The 17,645-nt window shown below is 64.6% G+C and carries 15 protein-coding genes; 6 read left to right on the top strand and 9 right to left on the bottom strand.

The annotated features are described in order from the left end of the window. Nucleotides 1-19 precede the first annotated feature (19 nt). On the bottom strand, nucleotides 20-907 hold the full coding sequence (locus tag P7F60_RS20055) for an aldolase/citrate lyase family protein (RefSeq protein WP_277919454.1): 888 nt from the start codon (nucleotides 905-907) through the stop codon (nucleotides 20-22). A gap of 209 nt (nucleotides 908-1,116) precedes the next feature. Between P7F60_RS20055 and P7F60_RS20050 the strand changes: the two genes are divergently transcribed. Then, nucleotides 1,117-2,232 (top strand): DUF2336 domain-containing protein, encoded by a 1,116-nt coding sequence (locus tag P7F60_RS20050; protein ID WP_277919453.1) that lies wholly within the window; start codon nucleotides 1,117-1,119, stop codon nucleotides 2,230-2,232. Here P7F60_RS20050 and P7F60_RS20045 read toward each other — a convergent pair whose 3' ends face one another. After that, complete coding sequence (locus tag P7F60_RS20045; RefSeq protein WP_277919452.1) at nucleotides 2,233-3,408, bottom strand: AI-2E family transporter; 1,176 nt, start codon at nucleotides 3,406-3,408, stop codon at nucleotides 2,233-2,235. Nucleotides 3,409-3,717: 309 nt separating this feature from the next. Then, entirely contained in the window at nucleotides 3,718-5,778 is a 2,061-nt protein-coding gene (gene parE / locus P7F60_RS20040) for a DNA topoisomerase IV subunit B (RefSeq protein ID WP_277919503.1), read from the bottom strand. Nucleotides 5,779-5,972: 194 nt separating this feature from the next. On the opposite strand from parE, the gene P7F60_RS20035 reads away from it, so the two are divergent. The 4 genes from P7F60_RS20035 to P7F60_RS20020 all read left to right on the top strand — a co-directional run bounded on the left by P7F60_RS20035 (nucleotide 5,973) and on the right by P7F60_RS20020 (nucleotide 10,249). Then, entirely contained in the window at nucleotides 5,973-6,851 is an 879-nt protein-coding gene (locus P7F60_RS20035) for an alpha/beta hydrolase (RefSeq protein WP_277919451.1), read from the top strand. Between the two features lie 331 nt (nucleotides 6,852-7,182). Further along, on the top strand, nucleotides 7,183-7,953 hold the full coding sequence (gene tpiA / locus P7F60_RS20030) for a triose-phosphate isomerase (RefSeq protein WP_277919450.1): 771 nt from the start codon (nucleotides 7,183-7,185) through the stop codon (nucleotides 7,951-7,953). Between the two features lie 98 nt (nucleotides 7,954-8,051). Then, nucleotides 8,052-8,471 carry a preprotein translocase subunit SecG gene (secG, locus tag P7F60_RS20025; protein WP_277919449.1) on the top strand — a complete coding sequence of 140 codons (420 nt, stop codon included), beginning with the start codon at nucleotides 8,052-8,054 and terminating at the stop codon, nucleotides 8,469-8,471. A 140-nt stretch (nucleotides 8,472-8,611) separates the two neighbouring features. Further along, on the top strand, nucleotides 8,612-10,249 hold the full coding sequence (locus tag P7F60_RS20020) for a CTP synthase (RefSeq protein ID WP_277919502.1): 1,638 nt from the start codon (nucleotides 8,612-8,614) through the stop codon (nucleotides 10,247-10,249). A 248-nt stretch (nucleotides 10,250-10,497) separates the two neighbouring features. On the opposite strand, the gene P7F60_RS20015 is transcribed toward P7F60_RS20020, so the two are convergent. The 6 genes from P7F60_RS20015 to P7F60_RS19990 all read right to left on the bottom strand — a co-directional run bounded on the left by P7F60_RS20015 (nucleotide 10,498) and on the right by P7F60_RS19990 (nucleotide 17,138). Next, nucleotides 10,498-11,544, bottom strand: a complete 1,047-nt coding sequence (locus P7F60_RS20015) for a restriction endonuclease (RefSeq protein WP_277919447.1) — start codon at nucleotides 11,542-11,544, stop codon at nucleotides 10,498-10,500. Nucleotides 11,545-11,660: 116 nt separating this feature from the next. Then, nucleotides 11,661-12,887 (bottom strand): gephyrin-like molybdotransferase Glp, encoded by a 1,227-nt coding sequence (gene glp / locus P7F60_RS20010; protein ID WP_277919446.1) that lies wholly within the window; start codon nucleotides 12,885-12,887, stop codon nucleotides 11,661-11,663. Continuing rightward, nucleotides 12,884-13,378 carry a cyclic pyranopterin monophosphate synthase MoaC gene (moaC, locus tag P7F60_RS20005; RefSeq protein ID WP_277919445.1) on the bottom strand — a complete coding sequence of 165 codons (495 nt, stop codon included), beginning with the start codon at nucleotides 13,376-13,378 and terminating at the stop codon, nucleotides 12,884-12,886. Before moaC ends, glp begins: the two co-directional genes overlap by 4 nt. Nucleotides 13,379-13,380: 2 nt before the next feature. Beyond that, entirely contained in the window at nucleotides 13,381-14,196 is an 816-nt protein-coding gene (gene trpC / locus P7F60_RS20000; RefSeq protein ID WP_277919444.1) for an indole-3-glycerol phosphate synthase TrpC, read from the bottom strand. A gap of 6 nt (nucleotides 14,197-14,202) precedes the next feature. Then, the gene (trpD, locus tag P7F60_RS19995) at nucleotides 14,203-15,219 is read right to left on the bottom strand and encodes an anthranilate phosphoribosyltransferase (RefSeq protein ID WP_277919443.1); all 1,017 of its coding nucleotides are present in this window, start codon (nucleotides 15,217-15,219) and stop codon (nucleotides 14,203-14,205) included. A gap of 26 nt (nucleotides 15,220-15,245) precedes the next feature. Further along, complete coding sequence (locus tag P7F60_RS19990) at nucleotides 15,246-17,138, bottom strand: peptidylprolyl isomerase (RefSeq protein WP_277919442.1); 1,893 nt, start codon at nucleotides 17,136-17,138, stop codon at nucleotides 15,246-15,248. A 199-nt stretch (nucleotides 17,139-17,337) separates the two neighbouring features. On the opposite strand from P7F60_RS19990, the gene P7F60_RS19985 reads away from it, so the two are divergent. Next, nucleotides 17,338-17,601 (top strand): hypothetical protein, encoded by a 264-nt coding sequence (locus P7F60_RS19985; protein WP_277919441.1) that lies wholly within the window; start codon nucleotides 17,338-17,340, stop codon nucleotides 17,599-17,601. Nucleotides 17,602-17,645 lie beyond the last annotated feature (44 nt).

Below are 17,645 nucleotides of genomic sequence, written 5' to 3'. Positions count from 1 at the left end.
ATAGGCGGCCGAAGACGCCTCAAGCTTCGGCCTCCGGCCCGGCATGTTCGAGAAGGCGGCGGGCGCGACGCAGATCGACTTCGCCGAGCGCGCGGCCATCGGGAGCAAAGCAGGTACCGCGGTCGGCGGTTTCGAAGAGATCGACAATGGCGCGGGCGCGGGCAATCTCGTTGCGGTCCGGGGTGAAGAGGGCGTTGACGATGGGCAGTTGCGTCTTGTGCAGGGCGAATTTTCCGGTGAAGCCATCGGCCTTGGCCTCACGGCAATCGCGTGCCAGGCGGTCGCTGCCGAACAGGCCGGAGGCGGAGTCGATGGCGCCGATGCCGGCCGCTGCCGCAGCCGTCAGCACGGCGGCGCGGGCAAGCCGCAGGGCATCGCTCAGGCGTCCGTCATCCTCATGGGTGCGGCAGGCGCCGAGGCTTCCGGCCAGCGCCGGCATCGACCAGCCCAGCGCATCCAGGCGCGGCGAGGCGCGGCCCATGTTCTCGCCGGTGTTGAGAATGCCGAGCGCATTGTCGCCGCAGAGCGCAACGATGCGCGTCATGCCCGGATAGATGCCGAAGATCGCCTCGCGGGCCGACAGCATGGCGTCGAGCCGCTGGATATCGGCCGCCGCCCGCACGCCCGGAAGCACGATGCCGTCCGCCCGTCCGCGCATCGCCGCATCCAGATCCTTTTCCATCAGGCCCGAGGCATGAGGATGGATCAGCACGAAGCAGCGCGCCTCGCGCTCGCGGATGGCGGGGCGGTCGCTGAGGAATTGCTGGGTTGCCTCGCGCGCCTGCGCCTTCAGCGGCGGCACGACGCTGGCGAGATCGGCGACCAGCACGTCGGCGCCGCTTTGGCGGCTGTCCCCCAGAAGGGTTTTGTCCAGTCCCGGGACCAGAAGCCAGGATCGCTTCATCATGCTTCCGTCTCGCGAGAGGTGACCGATTGCCGCCGCACATGCGGCCTGAACAGATCCTTAAATGGCCGGGACAGCGCTTTCAACCGCCTTGGCGGGGCAGGATGGCATTCGCGGGGGTTCGCGTTAAGAAACATGGTGAAGAAATCTTAAACCATTGCCGGTTACTGTGTTTTCGTGTTTCCGATTCATACGCAGTCTTCGAGGTCACGGTGATCGTTCAGGCATTTCTTCGCTGGGTTGAAGGGGCGAAAACCTCCGACAGGGCGCGTGCCGCCAGGGCTTTGGCACGGGCTTTCCTGATGGAGCGCATCACGTCGCGTGAACGCGACGCGGCGGCCATGGCCTTGAATTACCTGCTCGACGATCCATCGCCGGTGGTGCGGCTGGCTTTGGCCGAATCCCTGTGCGTCAGTGCGGCCGCGCCGCGCACCGTCGTGCTGTCGCTTGCCGAAGACCAGCCGGAAATTGCCGCCACCATCCTCATCAACTCGCCGGCGCTTACCGATGACGATCTCGTCGACCTGATCGGGCGCGGATCGGCCACCAACCGGGCACTGATCGCCGCCAGGCCGAAGCTGTCGCGCGGTGTCGCTGCGGCGATCGTCGAAGTCGGCGAGGCGATGGAAGTCGCCGTGCTGCTCGACAATCCCGACGTGAAACTCGGACGTGGCACGCTGGAGCGTATCGCCCAGCGCCACGGCCATGATTGCGGCGTGCGCACAGTTCTGCTGGAGCGCGACGATCTGCCGGCCAATGCCCGCCACAGCCTGATGCAGCATGTCGGGCGGGCGCTTGTCGGATTCGGGCTGGTGCAGGCGCTGGTCGGCGAACAGCGGGTGGAGCGTATCGTCCATGAGGCCAAGGAGGTCGCGACGGTGGCGATGATCGGCGCAGTTGAGGCGGGCGAACTGCCGGCGCTCGTCGAACACCTGCGCCGCGAAGGGCGGCTGACACCGGCCTTCCTGATGCATGCGCTATGTTCCGGCAAGGTGGATTTCATCGCCGCCGCACTGGTGTCGCTGTCGGGGCTGGAGGAGCGGCGGGTGCGCGCCATCGTCGCCGGCGGTCGCGCGCATGCCATCCGGGCGCTCTACGAATCGGCGGGCCTGTCGCGCGAGATCAGCCCGGTCTTCGTCGAGGCGACGCTGATATGGCGCGGCGCCCATGCCGTCGCCTCCGGGGTTCACGACGTGGCCGAGGAATTGCTTGGCCGCTTTCGTCACGCAGGAACGCCTGCGATCGGCGAATTGCTGGCCATGGTCGAGAAATTGCGGATCGCCGAGGAACGGCAGGCGGCGCGCGCCAGCGCAACACTGGCCGCCTGATCAGACGGCTTCCTGCGTCTTGGAAACCGGCGCCGGTTTCGGCGGCGGCATGCTGGCCTCCTGCTCGTCGACGGCGGTCAGTTCCGCCTCGCGCAGCCATTCGCGCCAGATGGCGACCAGCAGGGCCATCAGAACGGGGCCGATGAACAGACCGAGGAAACCCATCGTCTTGACACCGCCGATCAACCCGAAGAACGTCGGCAGGAAAGGCAGCTTGATCGGTCCGCCAACGAGGCGAGGGCGCAAGGTCTTGTCGACGATGAACAGTTCGATCGAGCCCCAGAGGAACAGGCCGATGCCGGATACCGGGTTGCCGCTGGCAATGAGATAGAGCGAAATCAGCGTGAAGGACAGCGGTGCGCCGCCCGGCACCAGCGCCATGAATCCGGTGATGACGCCGAGCGTCACGGGCGAGGGCACGCCCGCCACCCAATAGGCGGTGCCGAGCACGATGCCCTCGCCGATGGCGATCAGGGTCATGCCGGTGACGGTGGAACTGATGGTCGCCGGCACGACCCGGGAAATGCGCTCCCAGCGGGTCGGCAGGATGCGTTCGCCGATCAGGTCGACCTGGCGGGAAAAATCAGCGCCGTTGCGATAGACGAAAAACAACGCGATCATCATGAACAGCAACGTCAGGAAAAGGTGGAAGGCGCCGCCGCCGGCGGCCAGCACGGCGCGGTAGATATTGCCGATATTGGCGCCGCTCGCCATCTGGATCAGTGCGCCGATGGCGCCGGGGCTGCCGATATGTTTCGCCCACATGTCGCCGATCCAGTCGCCGACGACCGGCAATGCCAGCATCCAGTCCGGCGCGGTCGAGCCTTCGCGGTTGGCCTCGATCACCCACATCACCCATTGCCGCACTTCGTCGATCGTGTAGAGCACGGCGATCGTCAGCGGCACGACCAGGAAGGTGAGAATCAGCGCGATGGCGAGGGAGGCTGCGATGGTGGAACTGCCGCCGACATGGCGCTGCAGACGCTTGAACAGCGGCCAGCTTGCAAAGCCGATGACGAGGGCGGCCAGCACCGGAACGACGAAACCGTAGAAGAAATAGATGCCCGCGGCGACGATCAGCACCAGCAGCCAGCGCGCGGCCGAGACTGAGGACACCAGCGCCGTGCGCGGCGGCGTCGCGGGGCCGAGCCAGCGCTGTTCGTTTCGGTGTCTCATCGGTTCCAAGGAGCTCAAAGTCAGTATCTTCGCGGTTTCAGGTCTTCAAACTATGGGAGATCGATGCCGATGTTGCAAGGCGGCGCAACCGCATCTTTCGGGCGATCAACCGCGGCTATTGTGGCAGGCAATGGCTAAGACAATATGGCGAAGCTGCGTTAACAGCTTCGCACCCCGCAGTTTGCGCCCGCCGAACCCGGCGCGCAGCCTGCCTTGAGCAGGAAATTGCGACTTAAGGAAGGCTTAACCGTAAATCGCCGTATGGCGGCGATTTACGGCACCGGAACGATTGTCGATCCGAGAGCACGCTCAGATATCCAGGTTTTCGGCGAAGGCGGCCCGCTCCTGGATGAAGCGGAAACGGGCATCGGCCTTGGTGCCCATCAGTGCATCCACCGCCTCGCGCGTGCCCTCGAAATCCACCTCGTCGATCGCCACCCGCAACAGGGTGCGGTTGGCGGGATCCATGGTGGTTTCCTTCAATTGCTGCGCCATCATCTCGCCGAGGCCCTTGAAGCGGCCGATCTCGACCTTCTTGCCCTTGAAGACGGTGGAGAGGAGCTTCTGGCGATGGTCGTCGTCGCGAGCATAAAGTGTCTTGCCGCCATGGCTCATGCGATAGAGTGGCGGCACGGCGAGGAACAGATGTCCGCCACGGATCAATTCCGGCATCTCCTGATAGAACAGGGTGATGAGCAGCGAGGCGATGTGAGCGCCGTCGACGTCGGCATCGGTCATGATGATCACGCGCTCGTAGCGCAGATCCTCTTCGCGATACTTGGTGCGCGTGCCGCAGCCGAGCGCCTGGATGAGATCGGCGATCTGCTGGTTTGCGGACAACTTGTCGCGGCCGGCGCTGGCGACGTTGAGGATCTTGCCGCGCAGCGGCAGGATTGCCTGGTTGGCGCGGTTGCGCGCCTGCTTGGCCGAGCCGCCGGCCGAGTCGCCCTCGACGATGAACAGTTCGGCGCCTTCGGCGGTGTTCTGGGCGCAATCGGCGAGCTTGCCGGGCAGGCGCAGCTTGCGCACCGCGGTCTTGCGGTTGACTTCCTTTTCCTTGCGGCGGCGCAGGCGCTCCTCGGCGCGCTCGATCACCCATTCCAGCAGCTTGGCCGCTTCCTGCGGATTGCCGGTCAGATAATGATCGAAGGGGTCGCGCAGCGCGTTTTCGACGATGCGCTGTGCCTCGACGGTCGCGAGCCGGTCCTTGGTCTGGCCGACGAATTCCGGCTCGCGGATGAAGATCGACAGCATGCCGGCCGCCGAAATCATCACGTCGTCCGTGGTGATGTCCTTGGCACGCTTGTTCTGCGTCATGTCGGCGTAGTTCTTCAGGCCCTTGGTCAGCGCAAGGCGCAGACCGGCTTCATGCGTGCCGCCTTCCGGGGTCGGGATGGTGTTGCAATAGGAATGGACCTGCTGGTCGCCGCCATACCAGGTGACGGCCCATTCCAGCGCGCCATGACCGCCGGTCTTTTCCGTGCGGCCGGCGAAAATTTCACGGGTGACGGTGAAATCCTTGCCGAGCGTCGCCTGCAGATAGTCCTTCAGGCCGCCGGGGAAGTGGAAGACGGCCTTTTCGGGAATGTCCGAACCTTCCGGCAGCACGCCCGGATCGCAGCTCCAGCGGATTTCGACGCCGCCGAACAGATAGGCCTTCGAGCGGGCCATGCGGAAGACGCGGCCGGCATCGAAATGGGCGTGGTCGCCAAAAATCTGCGGATCGGGATGGAAACGCACTCGGGTGCCGCGCCGGTTATGGACGTCGCCCAGTTCCTCCAGCCCGCCTTGCGGAATGCCGCGCGAAAAGCGCTGGCGATAGAGCTTGCGGTTGCGCGCCACCTCGACTTCCAGCACATCCGACAGCGCGTTAACCACGGAAACGCCGACGCCGTGCAGGCCGCCGGAGGTCTCGTAGGCCTTGCCGTCGAACTTGCCGCCGGCATGCAGCTTGGTCATGATGACTTCGAGGGTCGATTTGCCCGGCACCTGCGGATGGTTTTCCACCGGAATGCCGCGGCCGTTGTCGCTGACCGTCAGGAAGCCTTGCGTGTCCATATGCACTTCTATGAAGTTCGCGTGTCCCGCGACGGCCTCGTCCATCGAGTTGTCGATGACTTCGGCGAAGAGATGGTGCAGCGCCTTCTCGTCGGTGCCGCCGATATACATGCCGGGACGCATGCGTACCGGCTCCAGCCCTTCGAGAACGCGAATGGCCGAGGCGTCGTAGGTATCGGCGTTGGCGGCCGGCGGGGCAGGGCGCGCTGGCGCCGGTGCCGGCGAAGCCGCCGGTTTGATCGTATCGGCCGGGCGCCCCTCGGGTTTGGGGGCCGGGGCCAGCGTGGAAAAGAGATCGTTCTTGTCGTCCATCGAGCTTTTCAGATCGGCTTCCTCAGGCGCATGTCGCGCAACGTTTCGGCGCATGCCGCGTCCTTCAATCCTGATGCCCGGCGAATCGGGCGTGATTCCCGTAAACATATCGGGAACATATTTGGCAACAAGGATTGCGTCGAGCCGTCCGCGATGGCAAGGCTCATCCTTATCCACAACAGGTAAGCGGCCACATGTCCACAGTTCATTTCCGTTTTCTGGCCTTGGCGGCGGCATTTTCGCTGGTTTCGCCGGCTTTGTCGCAGGCTGCGGGGGCGCTGAAACCGTTCAAGGACGAGCTGTTTTCGGCACAGATTCTCCTCGACCAGCGCGACGGCGGCGATTTCCGCCATGTCGATTACCAGGAAATGCGCGACATCAACGGCCGCGACCAGATCCCCGAAAAGCGGGTCAAATCCGCCTATGTCTCGCTCGGCGTCCGCAAGGCGCAGGCGAACGAGACGCTGGCGCTGCCCTCCGGCCCGCTGGATGTCTTTCGCGCCGGCCAGGCGACAGGGGCGGCCTTCACCGTCATCTTCATCCACGGGCGCGGGGGTGATCGCCGGCTGGGGGCCAACGACTATACGTTCGGCGGTAATTTCAACCGGCTGAAGAACCTCGCGGTGGAAAACGGCGGCGTCTATTACGCCCCGAGCGTCAAAAGCTTCGACAGCGCCGGTGCAACGGCGATTGCCGATCTCATCGCCCATACGGCAGCGCAGGCGCCCGGCCGGCCGGTGATCCTCACCTGCGCCTCGATGGGCAGTTTCATCTGCTGGGGTGTTTCGCGCGATGCGAAGGCCGTTGCGGCCTTGTCCGGCATGGCGGTTCTGGGTGGGGCGACCGATCCGGACTTTTCCAAGAGCGCATTCCACAAGGCGAAAAAGCCTGTTTTCTTCACCCATGGCAGCGCCGACAAGGTCTATGCCGCGACCGACCAGATCGCCCTCTACGACCGGCTGCACAAGGCGGGTTATCCGGTGCGTTTCACCCTTTTCGAAACAGGTTCGCATGGAACGCCGGTGCGCATGACCGACTGGCGCGAGGTTCTGAACTGGCTGCTTTCGCGTTGATCTGCGGTCAGCCGTGCAAGGCGACGTACAGGGCGCTGGTGATGACCGTCGCAATGGCGCCGATCACCGCGTAATGAACAAGAAGGTCGCTCATATCTCGTGATCCTTTCCCTCTCGTAGAAACGCAGACGCGAAATCGAAAGTTCCGGCGATCTTCTGCGGCTGAATCGGGCGGACTTGCGGCGGGCGGCCGCAAATCCCGTTGATTATGCGGAAAGTCCGGTTAAGACAGAGACCGAGGAATTTCAAGGGAAGAGCGCCTTGCCGTAGCGTAAGTCGGCTGACGGCAGGGCAGGTATTTCCCGCACACGACAAGCAAGGAACGACGAGAATGACCCCTGACGTGCGTCCGCTGGTGGCGGGAAACTGGAAGATGAACGGCACCCGCGACTCGCTGGACCAGATCAAGGCGATTGCCGCCGGCGTCAGCGGCCCGATGGCCGCCAAGGTCGAGGCGCTGATCTGCCCGCCCTCGACGCTGCTCTATGTCGCGACCGCGCTCTGCACCGACAGCCCGCTGGCCATCGGCGCGCAGGATTGCCACCAGAACGTCTCCGGCGCCCATACCGGCGATATTTCCGCCGCCATGATCGCCGATTGCTTCGGCACCTATGTCATCGTCGGCCATTCCGAGCGCCGCACCGACCACGCCGAGACCGACCATCTGGTGCGCGCCAAGGCCGAAGCCGCCCATGATGCCGATCTCACCGCCATCGTCTGCATCGGCGAGACGGCGGACGAGCGCAAGAACGGACAGACGCTGGACATCCTCAAGCGCCAGCTTGCTGGTTCAGTGCCGGACGGTGCGACGGCGGAAAACACCGTCATCGCGTATGAGCCGGTCTGGGCGATCGGCACCGGCCTGACGCCGACGGCGGCGGATGTCGAGGAGGCCCATGCCTTCATGCGCGCCGAGCTGGTCGCCCGTTTCGGCGCCGCCGGCAAGGTGATGCGCATTCTTTACGGCGGCTCGGTCAAGCCTTCCAACGCGGTCGAGCTGATGGGCATTGCCAATGTCGACGGCGCGCTGGTCGGCGGCGCCAGCTTGAAAGCGGCGGATTTCCTCGCCATTTATGGTGCGTATAAAGAATTGCTGGATTGAGAAAACCACGCAGGGGCTTGGAATAGGCCGCGGCCTCATGTAAAGAGCCGCCAAACGCGTTTTGACTTTGCCCTGGTTCAGGGCAGGACTGGAAACCCATGCAGACCGTATTGATCGTCATTCATCTCATGATCGTGCTCGCCCTGGTGGGCGTCGTGCTGATCCAGCGTTCGGAAGGCGGCGGGCTCGGCATCGGCGGCGGCTCCGGCTTCATGTCGGCGCGCGGCACGGCCAATGCGCTGACGCGCACCACTGCAATCCTGGCGGCGCTGTTCTTCGCGACCTCGCTCGGCCTCGGCATCCTGTCGCGCTTCGAATCGCGCCCGACCGATATCCTCGACCGTATCCAGCAGGGCACGGCCGGCCAGGGCAGCGGCGTTCTCGACCAGCTCGGCCCGGCTCAGGGCACCGGCACGCCGGCTCCGGGCGAAGGCACGGCAGTTCCGACCGATGGCGCGGCCACGACGCCGGCCCCGGCGGCTCCGGCCACCAATACGGGCGTTCCGACGGGGCAATAACCCGTCCCCGCCTCGATCCCATCCCGGCAGGTTCGCAAGACCTGCCGGTTTTCTTTTGTTCAATATCCGCCGCCTGTCCCCAGGAAACATCGTGACGATGTCTTTTAGGGCTGGCGGAATCGTTTGTGAAAAGGTATCCGGTGACTCCCATGGCGCGATATGTATTCATCACAGGCGGCGTGGTTTCTTCCCTCGGAAAAGGAATTGCGGCAGCCGCACTCGGAGCTTTGCTTCAGGCGCGCGGATATCGCGTGCGCCTGCGGAAACTTGACCCCTATCTCAACGTCGATCCCGGCACGATGAGCCCGACCCAACACGGGGAAGTGTTCGTCACCGACGACGGCGCGGAGACGGATCTCGATCTCGGCCACTATGAGCGCTTTACCGGGCGTTCGGCCACCAAGACCGACAACATCACCACCGGTCGCATCTACAAGAACATCATCGACAAGGAACGCCGCGGCGACTATCTCGGCGCGACCGTGCAGGTCATCCCGCACGTCACCAACGAGATCAAGGACTTCGTCACCGAAGGCAATGACGATTACGACTTCGTCATCTGCGAAATCGGCGGCACGGTCGGCGATATCGAGGCGATGCCGTTCATGGAGGCGATCCGCCAGCTCGGCAACGACCTGCCGCGCGGCACGGCGATCTATGTCCACCTGACCCTGATGCCCTATATCCCGGCGGCCGGCGAACTCAAGACCAAGCCGACGCAGCATTCCGTCAAGGAGCTGCAGGCGCTGGGCATCCATCCCGACATCCTGCTGGTGCGCGCCGACCGGGAAATCCCGGAAGCCGAACGCCGCAAGCTGTCGCTGTTCTGCAACGTGCGTCCCTCCGCCGTCATCCAGGCGCTGGACGTGGCGCACATCTATGACGTGCCGATGGCCTATCACAAGGAAGGCCTCGACAACGAGGTTCTGGCCGCCTTCGGCATCGAGCCGGCGCCCAAGCCACGCCTAGAGCAGTGGGAAGAGGTCTGCAACCGCATCCGCACGCCGGAGGGCGAGGTGACCATCGCCATCGTCGGCAAGTATACCGGCCTCAAGGATGCCTATAAGTCGCTGATCGAGGCGCTGTATCACGGCGGCATCGCCAACCGCGCCCGCGTCAAGCTGGAATGGATCGAATCGGAAGTCTTCGAGAAGGAAGACCCGACGCCCTATCTGGAAAAGGTGCATGGCATCCTCGTTCCCGGCGGTTTTGGCGAGCGCGGTTCGGAAGGCAAGATCCTGGCGGCCCGCTTCGCGCGTGAGCGCAAGGTGCCGTATTTCGGCATCTGCTTCGGCATGCAGATGGCGGTCATCGAGGCGGCGCGCAATCTCGCCGGCGTCGAGGAGGCCTCCTCCACCGAATTCGGCCCGACCAGCGAGCCGGTCGTCGGCCTGATGACTGAATGGATCAAGGGCAACCAGCTTGAAAAGCGGGTCGCTGCCGGCGATCTCGGCGGCACCATGCGTCTCGGCGCCTATAAGGCGGCGCTGAAGAAGGGCACGAAGATCGCCGATATCTACGGCTCGACGGATATTTCCGAGCGCCATCGCCACCGCTACGAGGTCAATGTCGATTACAAGGATCGGCTGGAGTCCTGCGGCCTGGTATTCTCCGGCATGTCGCCGGATGGTGTGCTGCCGGAAACGGTGGAATATCCCGATCACCCGTGGTTCATCGGCGTCCAGTATCACCCGGAACTGAAGAGCAGACCGTTCGATCCGCATCCGCTGTTTGCGAGCTTCATCGAGGCCGCGCTGGAACAGAGCCGCCTCGTCTGAGGCGGCCCATTCCAACAACCAAAAACCCCGGTCCATGCGGCCGGGGTCAGGCTAATGACAAAATCCCTCCACCGTCATGCTCGGCCTTGTGCCGAGCATCCAAGCACGCAAAATAAATCTATTACCGCCAATGTTTGGTGAGCGTGAGCAGATCCTTGGGACAAGCCCAAGGATGACGACAGAGTGCGGGGCAAGGTTTGTCACCAGTCCGACCCCGGTCCATGTGGCCGGTTTTTCGTTCTTAGAGATCAGATCGATAGGTCGGTCAACATTTCCGACATCCGGTCGATCAAGACGTCGTGGAATTCGTCGCCGAGATCCCGGGCCGTCAGCATGTCCTTCAATTCGGCGAGCGTCAGCGACAGGATCAGGTGGCCGCGCTGGCGCAGGGCTTCCTGCACGGCGCGGCGGCCACCGGCGTCGAGGCCGGCGCGGCTGACGACCAGCAGCATGGGGCGCAGGGCCGGGCGAGAGAGGAAGCGTTCGGCGGAGAGGATAGCGCCATGGCCGAGCGGTTCGGCCTGGTTGGGAAACAGGAACAGGCCGTAGCGCCCGTCGAAATCGCCCGAAAGCGCGCTCCAGAAATCATGGCCGGCGGCGAGGCGGGCGATCAGGTCGGGGCGGAACAACCCGTCTTCCGGATTGTTCTGCGGCGCCCAGCGATGGAATTGCTCCGAGAAGAGATAACGGATCGCCCGGTCGCAAAGCTGGGCGAATCGCTTGTTGCCGTCGCGCATCGGTTTGACGAGGTCGAGATCGGCGGCGATCTTGGCACCTTCGCCGCGCGGGCGCTGGCGGCCGGATTGTTCCTCCAGCACGGCAAGTTCGGCGGCAAAGACGTCGCCGGTCGAGGGATCGCCGTCGCGCAGGAGATCGGCGAGATTGTCGGCCAGCGACGGCGTTTTCGCCGTCATCTGCAACAGTTCGGCAAAGCCCCACAGCGTGACACCGAGTTTTTCCGCCTCCTGCCGCATGGCGGGGGTGGTCTGGGCCGAGACGATCAGCAGCGCCGATTTGCTCTTCTTCGTCTCGCGATGGCGCTTCAACTCGTCCAGCGCATTGCGCAGCAGCACGGGATCGATGCGGCGCGAGCGGTAGAATTTCGATTCGACGACGGTGGTGTCGGGATCGCTGGGGCGCTTGATCAGGAGGTCTGCGGCCTGGACCGGGGCGCGGGCGACCTTCTGTTTCCAGCCGGATTCCATGATCATGTAGCCGTCGCGCGTCAGCAGCTTTTCGCAGAGCATCTTGAAACCGACATGCAGTTCCCGCTGCCTCGGCGTCCGTTCGAGCATAACGCGATAGTCCCTATGGTCCGGCTGATTCGTCATTTGTTAAACAGTTAGTGCGGCCTCGCCGGGCGGGTCCAACGAAACTTGTGCGAAACATGTGGAATTACGGGGATATGTTTTCAGCCGTCGCGAAAAGGACGCAAAAGCAGGATCGGGCAGGGCGCGCCTGCCGGCAATTCCGGCGCATGCGGGCGGCGCACGATCAGGCAATCGGAATGGGCGAAGATTTTCATCATCGACGAATCCTGCTTGCCGAAACTTTCCACCCACAACTGGCCCTCACTATCCCGTGACAGCCGGGCGCGCAGATGGTCCTGGCGCTGGTCGTTGGCGGGCAGGGCCATGGCCGTCAGCGCGGTCGTGGCGCGGTTCGGCTGCGGCTGGCGCGCGAGCGCCGAGAGCAGCGGCTCCATGAACAGGAGACCGCAAACCAGCGTCGAGACGGGATTGCCGGGCAGGCCGAGCACCTGCATAGGGCCAAGATTGCCGACCATCAGTGGCTTGCCCGGCCGCATGGCGATGCGCCAGAAATCCAGCTCCATGCCGGCGGCAATCAGCGTCGATTGCACGAGATCGTGATCGCCGACGGAAGCGCCGCCGAGCGTCACCAGCACATCGGCATGAGCGGCAATCGCCCGGCCGATTGCGGCGGTGATCGCGGCGCGGTCGTCGGGCACGATGCCGAGGTCGAGGATATCGGCGCCGCAATCGCGGGCCAGCGTGGCGATGCCGTATGTGTTGGAAGCGACGATCTGGTCCGGGCCGCGCGGGGCGCCCGGCGTCACCAGCTCATCGCCGGTGGCGAGGATAGCGACCAGCGGCTTGCGATAGACGCTCACGGCCGCATGGTTCATCGCTGCGGCGACCGTCAGCGTCGTGTAGTCAAGCCGGGTACCGGCATTGAGCACCACTTCGCCTTCGGCAAAATCCTGCCCGCGCGGGCGGATATGGCGGCCCTTGAGGGAGACGAAACCGGTGCGGATGCGGTTGCCGTTGAGCCGCTCGGCATCCTCCTGGATGAGCACGGTATCGGCGCCGGAGGGAACCGGGGCGCCGGTGAAGATGCGCACCGCCTCGCCCGCGCCGACCGTTCCGGCAAAACTGCGGCCGGCAGCCGATTCGCCGATAACGATAAGCTCCGTGCCGATCGATACGGCGTCCTCGGCGCGCAGCGCATAGCCGTCCATGGCAGAGGCGTCGAAGGGCGGTTGCGTCAGGCCGGCGGCGAGGTCCGTCGCCAGCACGCGGCCATTGGCGTCGTGAAGGGCGATGGTTTCGGTCGCCGTCGTCGGCGCGGCCTTGTCGAGCAGGCGCTGCAGGGCGGTGGAGACGGGGAGCAGGCTCATGGCTTTGTCTCGTCGCGGCGGTAATCGCCGGATTTGCCGCCGGTCTTTTCCAGAAGGCGGATGCCGGTGATTTCCATGGCCTTGTCGGCGGCCTTGGCCATGTCGTAGATGGTCAGCGCCGCGACGGAGACGGCGGTGAGCGCTTCCATCTCGACGCCGGTGCGGCCGGTGAGTTTCGCGGTCGCCACGATCCTCAGGCCCGGCAGGGCATGATCCGGCTCGATCTCGACGCCGACCTTGGTCAGCATCAGCGGATGGCAGAGCGGGATGAGGCTGGCGGTCTGCTTGGCGGCCATGATGCCGGCCAGCCGCGCCGTGCCGATGACGTCGCCCTTCTTGGCGTTGCCCTCAAGGATCAGCTTCAGCGTTTCCGGCGCCATGCGCACCCGGCCTTCGGCGGTGGCGATGCGGGTCGTTTCGGCCTTGTCGCCGACATCGACCATATGCGCCTCACCGGCCGCGTCGATATGGGTCAGGCGCGGGCCGCTCATGGTCATTCCGCCGCGAGAATGCCGGCGTCGCCGGTCAGAAGCGTCCGGGTGGCGGCGGTCACGTCGTCCTTCCGCATCAGGCTTTCGCCGACGAGGAAGGTGGAGATGCCGCTTGCCTTCAGCCGTTCGCAATCGGCATGGGTGAAGATGCCGCTTTCGCCGACCAGCAGCCGGTCGGCCGGGACCATGCCGGCCAGCTCTTCCGATACCGTGAGGCTGACCTCGAAGGTGCGCAGGTTGCGGTTGTTGATACCGACCAGCGGCGAGGCGAGTTTCAGCGCCCGCTCCATCTCTTCGGCGTCATGCACCTCCACCAGCACGTCCATGCCGAGCGAGAAGGCTTCGTCTTCCAGCCGTTTGGCGTCGTCGTCGCTGAGGCTTGCCATGATCAGCAGGATGCAATCCGCGCCCCAGGCGCGGGCTTCATGCACCTGATAGGTCTCGAACATGAAATCCTTGCGTAGCGCCGGCAGGGCGCAGGCGTCGCGGGCGGCGGCCAGGAATTCGGGCGCGCCTTGGAAGCTCGGCGTATCCGTCAGCACCGAAAGGCAGGCCGCGCCGCCGGCTTCGTAAGCCTTGGCAAGCGCCGGGGGATCGAAATCCGGACGGATCAGGCCCTTGGAGGGGCTGGCCTTCTTGATCTCGGCGATCAGGCCGAAAAGACCATCGGCCTGCTTGGCCCGCAACGCCCTATAGAAGCCGCGCGGGGCGGACTGGCCGGCGGCCATCGCCTTGAGGTCGGCAAGCGAGGTGCGCGCCTTCGCGGCGGCGATTTCCTCGCGCTTGTAGGTCTCGATCTTGCGCAGGATGTCCGTCATGGCCGATCAGTCCTTCTCGTTGGAGACGGCGACGAGACGGTCCAGCGCCGCGGCAGCCGAACCGCTGTCGAGCGATTGTGCCGCAAGCCGCATGGCGTCGGCAATGGTCTCCGCCTTGCCGGCGACGACGAGGGCGGCGGCGGCATTGCAGAGCGCGATGTCGCGATAGGCATTGCGGGCGCCGGACATGACGGCGCGCAGCGCGGCGGCGTTGACTTGGCCGTCGCCGCCCTTGAGGTCGTCCAGCCGCGCCGGCTCGACGCCGAAATCGCGCGGGGTCAGTTCGAAGGTGCGGATCTTGCCGTTCTCCAGCGCCGCGACCTTGGTGACGCCGGTGGTGGTGATTTCGTCCATGCCTTCGCCATGCACGACCCAGACCGTTTCCGAGCCGAGATCGCGCAGCACTTCGGCCAACGGCTCGACCCATTGCAGGGCGAAGACGCCGAGCAGTTGGCGACGGACGCCGGCCGGGCTGGAGAGGGGCCCGAGCAGGTTGAAGATGGTGCGCGTGCCAAGCTCGACGCGGCTCGGGCCGACATGGCGCATGGCGGAATGATGCAGTTGCGCGAACATGAAGCCGATGCCGGCATCGCTGATGCAGCGGCTGATATGCTCGGGGCTGATATCCAGGTTGACGCCGAGCGCGGTCAGCGCGTCCGCCGTGCCGGATTTGGAACTGAGCGCCTTGTTACCATGCTTGGCGACCGGAACGCCGCAGCCGGCGACGATCAGCGCCGCCAGCGTCGAGATATTGTAGGTGCCGATGCCGTCGCCGCCGGTGCCGACGATGTCGACGGCATCGGCAGGCGCAGCGACCCGCAGCATCTTGGAGCGCATGGTTTCGACGGCGCCGACGATCTCGTCGACCGTCTCGCCGCGCACGCGCAGCGCCATCAGCAGACCGCCGATCTGCGAGGGCGTGGCTTCGCCCGACATCAGGATCTCGAAGGCTTCCCGCGATTCGGCGCGCGTCAGGGGCTCCCGCGACGCGGCCTTTGCGAGCAGGGGTTTCAACTGGCTCATGCCTATGCCTCCCTCGTCGGCCGCGTTTAGCGGACGTTCATCGCCTGGTCGGCGAGTGCGCGGTTGATCGACACACCGTATGCGGTCTGCAACTCGCTGACCATCTGGTCGAGAATGTCGTCGCCGGCGGTCTTGGCGATCTGCGTCACCTGGTCGTCGTTGCGGTCGAGGACGTCGGTCGTCGGCTGCTCGTTGACCTCGGTGACCTTGAGCAGCACCTGCCCGTCGCCATCGGCGGAAACGGCATTGGCGACGGTGCCGAGCGGGCCACCGAAGGCGGCGGCAACGGCGGCGCGGCCGAGAACCGGATCGTCGGTGTTGCGGCGCAGGCCGGCCTTCTTCTCGACGGCGAGGCCGAGCGCGGTGGCGACCTCTTCCAGCGGCTTGCCTTTGGCGACTTCGTCCTTAAGGGCTGCGGCGCGGGCGGCAAGCGCCTGCTTCTGCTGTTCGGCCGTCCAGTCGGCAACGACCTTGTCCTTGACTTCGGCCAGCGGGCGGTCGTGTTCGGCGATAATGTCCTGCACTTCGAACCACGCATAGCCGTCATTGCCGAGCGAAACCGGGGTGGTCTCGGCGCCGACATCCGATTTGAAGACTTCGGTCAGCAGCGCACCGGCGCCGGGGATATCCTTGACCGGATTGCCCTGCTGGTCGTTGCCGCTGGCATCGACGGCGGGAACGGTAACGGCGTTGAGCTTCTGCTCCTTGGCGGCATCGGCGAGGCTGGCGCCATTGGCGCGGGCGTCTTCGAAGCGGTCATGGACGTTGAGAATTTCGCTGCTGGCATTGGCGACGGCCAGATCCTTGCGAATCTCTTCCTTGACCTCGTCCAGTGTCTTGGTGGTTTCCGGGCGGATATTGGTGATGCGGACGATGACCGGGCCGAAGGCGCCTTCGACGACCGGCGTCGTGCCACCGGCGGCCTTCACCGCGAAGGCGGCATCGGCGACTTTCTGGTCGACCATAGCATCCTTGGTGAAATCGCCGAGCAGCACGTCGGCCGAGGTCTTGCCCTGGTCGGTGACCAGCTGGTCGAAGGTCGTGCCGTTGCGCAGCGCATTCGCCGCGCCATCGGCCATTTCCTTGTTCGGGAAGGTGAGCTGCTCGACGGTGCGGGTTTCCGGCGTCTTGTAGCTGTCCTTGCGCTTCTCGAAATCGGCCTTGATCTCGTCGTCGGTGATCCCTGCGGGATTGGCGATATCGGCCGGCTCCAGCTTGACATAGGTGAACTTGCGGTATTCGGGCGCGCGGTAGCGGCTTTTCACCGTGTCGAACCAGGCGGTGAGTACCTCGTCAGTCGGGGCTTTCACGGGGTCGATATTGGCGGAGGAAAGCAGCAGGTAATCGATGCCGCGGCTTTCGTTGCGGTAATGCTTCAGGGCATCGACCAGCGTTGCCGGTGGTGTGAAGCCATCCGAAACGGCATCGACGATCTGGGCGCGCACGGCAACCTTGCTGCGTTCCTTGATATAGTCGTTTTCGTTCAGGTTGGCGTTGCGCAGGCGCGTGGTGAACAGCTGGCGATCGAACTGACCGTTGACGGCATGGAAGGCCGGGTCTTCGGCGATGAGCTGCGCCAGGCGATCCTCGGAAAGGCCGAGATGCATGTCCTGCGACAGCTGATCGAGTGCTGCGCCAGCGACAAGCTGGGCGAAGACCTGCTGGTCGATGCCGAAGGCGCGGGCCTGGTCGGGCGTGAGCTGCGTGCCGAACTGGCGGCTGATATTGGCGACCTGCCGCTGGTAGGCGAGGCGGAACTCACCGGCGGTGACGTTCTGGTCGCCGACCGTGATCACGCTGTTCGACATGTCGTGCATGATCGTCCGCGAGACGCCCCAGATCGCGAAGGACGCGACCAGAAGCAGAAGCAGGCCTTTGGCAACCCAGGTCTTTGCGGCAACTCGCAACGTTTCAAGCATCGGAATGCAAACCTCGTCTTACTTATCGCCCCATGCGGCGAAACAATCGCCGTTACTTAAATGAAAGTTTCATGGAAATGAAGCTGTGTCGTCAGAAAAGGCCCATATCGGCGCATTCGCGACTAAAATCGGGCGGGGAGGGAACCGAGGTACCCGTCATGCGTTGATGGGGCGACACAGTCCCGAATGGAGGTTCCCCATGGTCGATCCGAAAAGCACCGCCAAGCTCGAAACCGAGGCGGCTGCAGACGACATTTCTGCGCAGATCGCAAATTTGCGTGCCGATCTCGCCAAGCTGACGGAAAGCGTTTCGGCGCTCGGCAGCGGCGCCAAGAATCTGGCGGCGGAAGAGGCCAATCTGATCGTCGAGCGCGCCCGCGAGCGCGTGCGCGAGGAGCCGCTATTCATGCTGGCCGCCACCGCTGGCATCGCCTATGTCCTTGGCCTGCTGGCCCGGCGCTAGGAACAATTCGCGGTCATCTTTATCGGCGGGTCGCCTTGCGCAAG

The sequence above is a fragment of the Rhizobium sp. YJ-22 genome (genome assembly GCF_029601685.1).
Lineage (GTDB): Bacteria > Pseudomonadota > Alphaproteobacteria > Rhizobiales > Rhizobiaceae > Metarhizobium.
This window is presented reverse-complemented; position numbering and strand designations above follow the sequence as displayed.

What these genes read in the sequence shown, in the direction of transcription:
- moaC (WP_277919445.1), bottom strand. Translation starts at nt 13,378, where the DNA reads ATGAGCGGCCCGCGCCTGACCCATATCGACGCGGCCGGTGAGGCGCAT.
- P7F60_RS20055 (WP_277919454.1), bottom strand. Translation starts at nt 907, where the DNA reads ATGATGAAGCGATCCTGGCTTCTGGTCCCGGGACTGGACAAAACCCTT.
- P7F60_RS20045 (WP_277919452.1), bottom strand. Translation starts at nt 3,408, where the DNA reads ATGAGACACCGAAACGAACAGCGCTGGCTCGGCCCCGCGACGCCGCCG.
- trpC (WP_277919444.1), bottom strand. Translation starts at nt 14,196, where the DNA reads ATGACGGACATCCTGCGCAAGATCGAGACCTACAAGCGCGAGGAAATC.
- secG (WP_277919449.1), top strand. Translation starts at nt 8,052, where the DNA reads ATGCAGACCGTATTGATCGTCATTCATCTCATGATCGTGCTCGCCCTG.
- P7F60_RS19990 (WP_277919442.1), bottom strand. Translation starts at nt 17,138, where the DNA reads ATGCTTGAAACGTTGCGAGTTGCCGCAAAGACCTGGGTTGCCAAAGGC.
- trpD (WP_277919443.1), bottom strand. Translation starts at nt 15,219, where the DNA reads ATGAGCCAGTTGAAACCCCTGCTCGCAAAGGCCGCGTCGCGGGAGCCC.
- glp (WP_277919446.1), bottom strand. Translation starts at nt 12,887, where the DNA reads ATGAGCCTGCTCCCCGTCTCCACCGCCCTGCAGCGCCTGCTCGACAAG.
- P7F60_RS20035 (WP_277919451.1), top strand. Translation starts at nt 5,973, where the DNA reads ATGTCCACAGTTCATTTCCGTTTTCTGGCCTTGGCGGCGGCATTTTCG.
- tpiA (WP_277919450.1), top strand. Translation starts at nt 7,183, where the DNA reads ATGACCCCTGACGTGCGTCCGCTGGTGGCGGGAAACTGGAAGATGAAC.
- parE (WP_277919503.1), bottom strand. Translation starts at nt 5,778, where the DNA reads ATGGACGACAAGAACGATCTCTTTTCCACGCTGGCCCCGGCCCCCAAA.
- P7F60_RS19985 (WP_277919441.1), top strand. Translation starts at nt 17,338, where the DNA reads ATGGTCGATCCGAAAAGCACCGCCAAGCTCGAAACCGAGGCGGCTGCA.
- P7F60_RS20015 (WP_277919447.1), bottom strand. Translation starts at nt 11,544, where the DNA reads ATGCTCGAACGGACGCCGAGGCAGCGGGAACTGCATGTCGGTTTCAAG.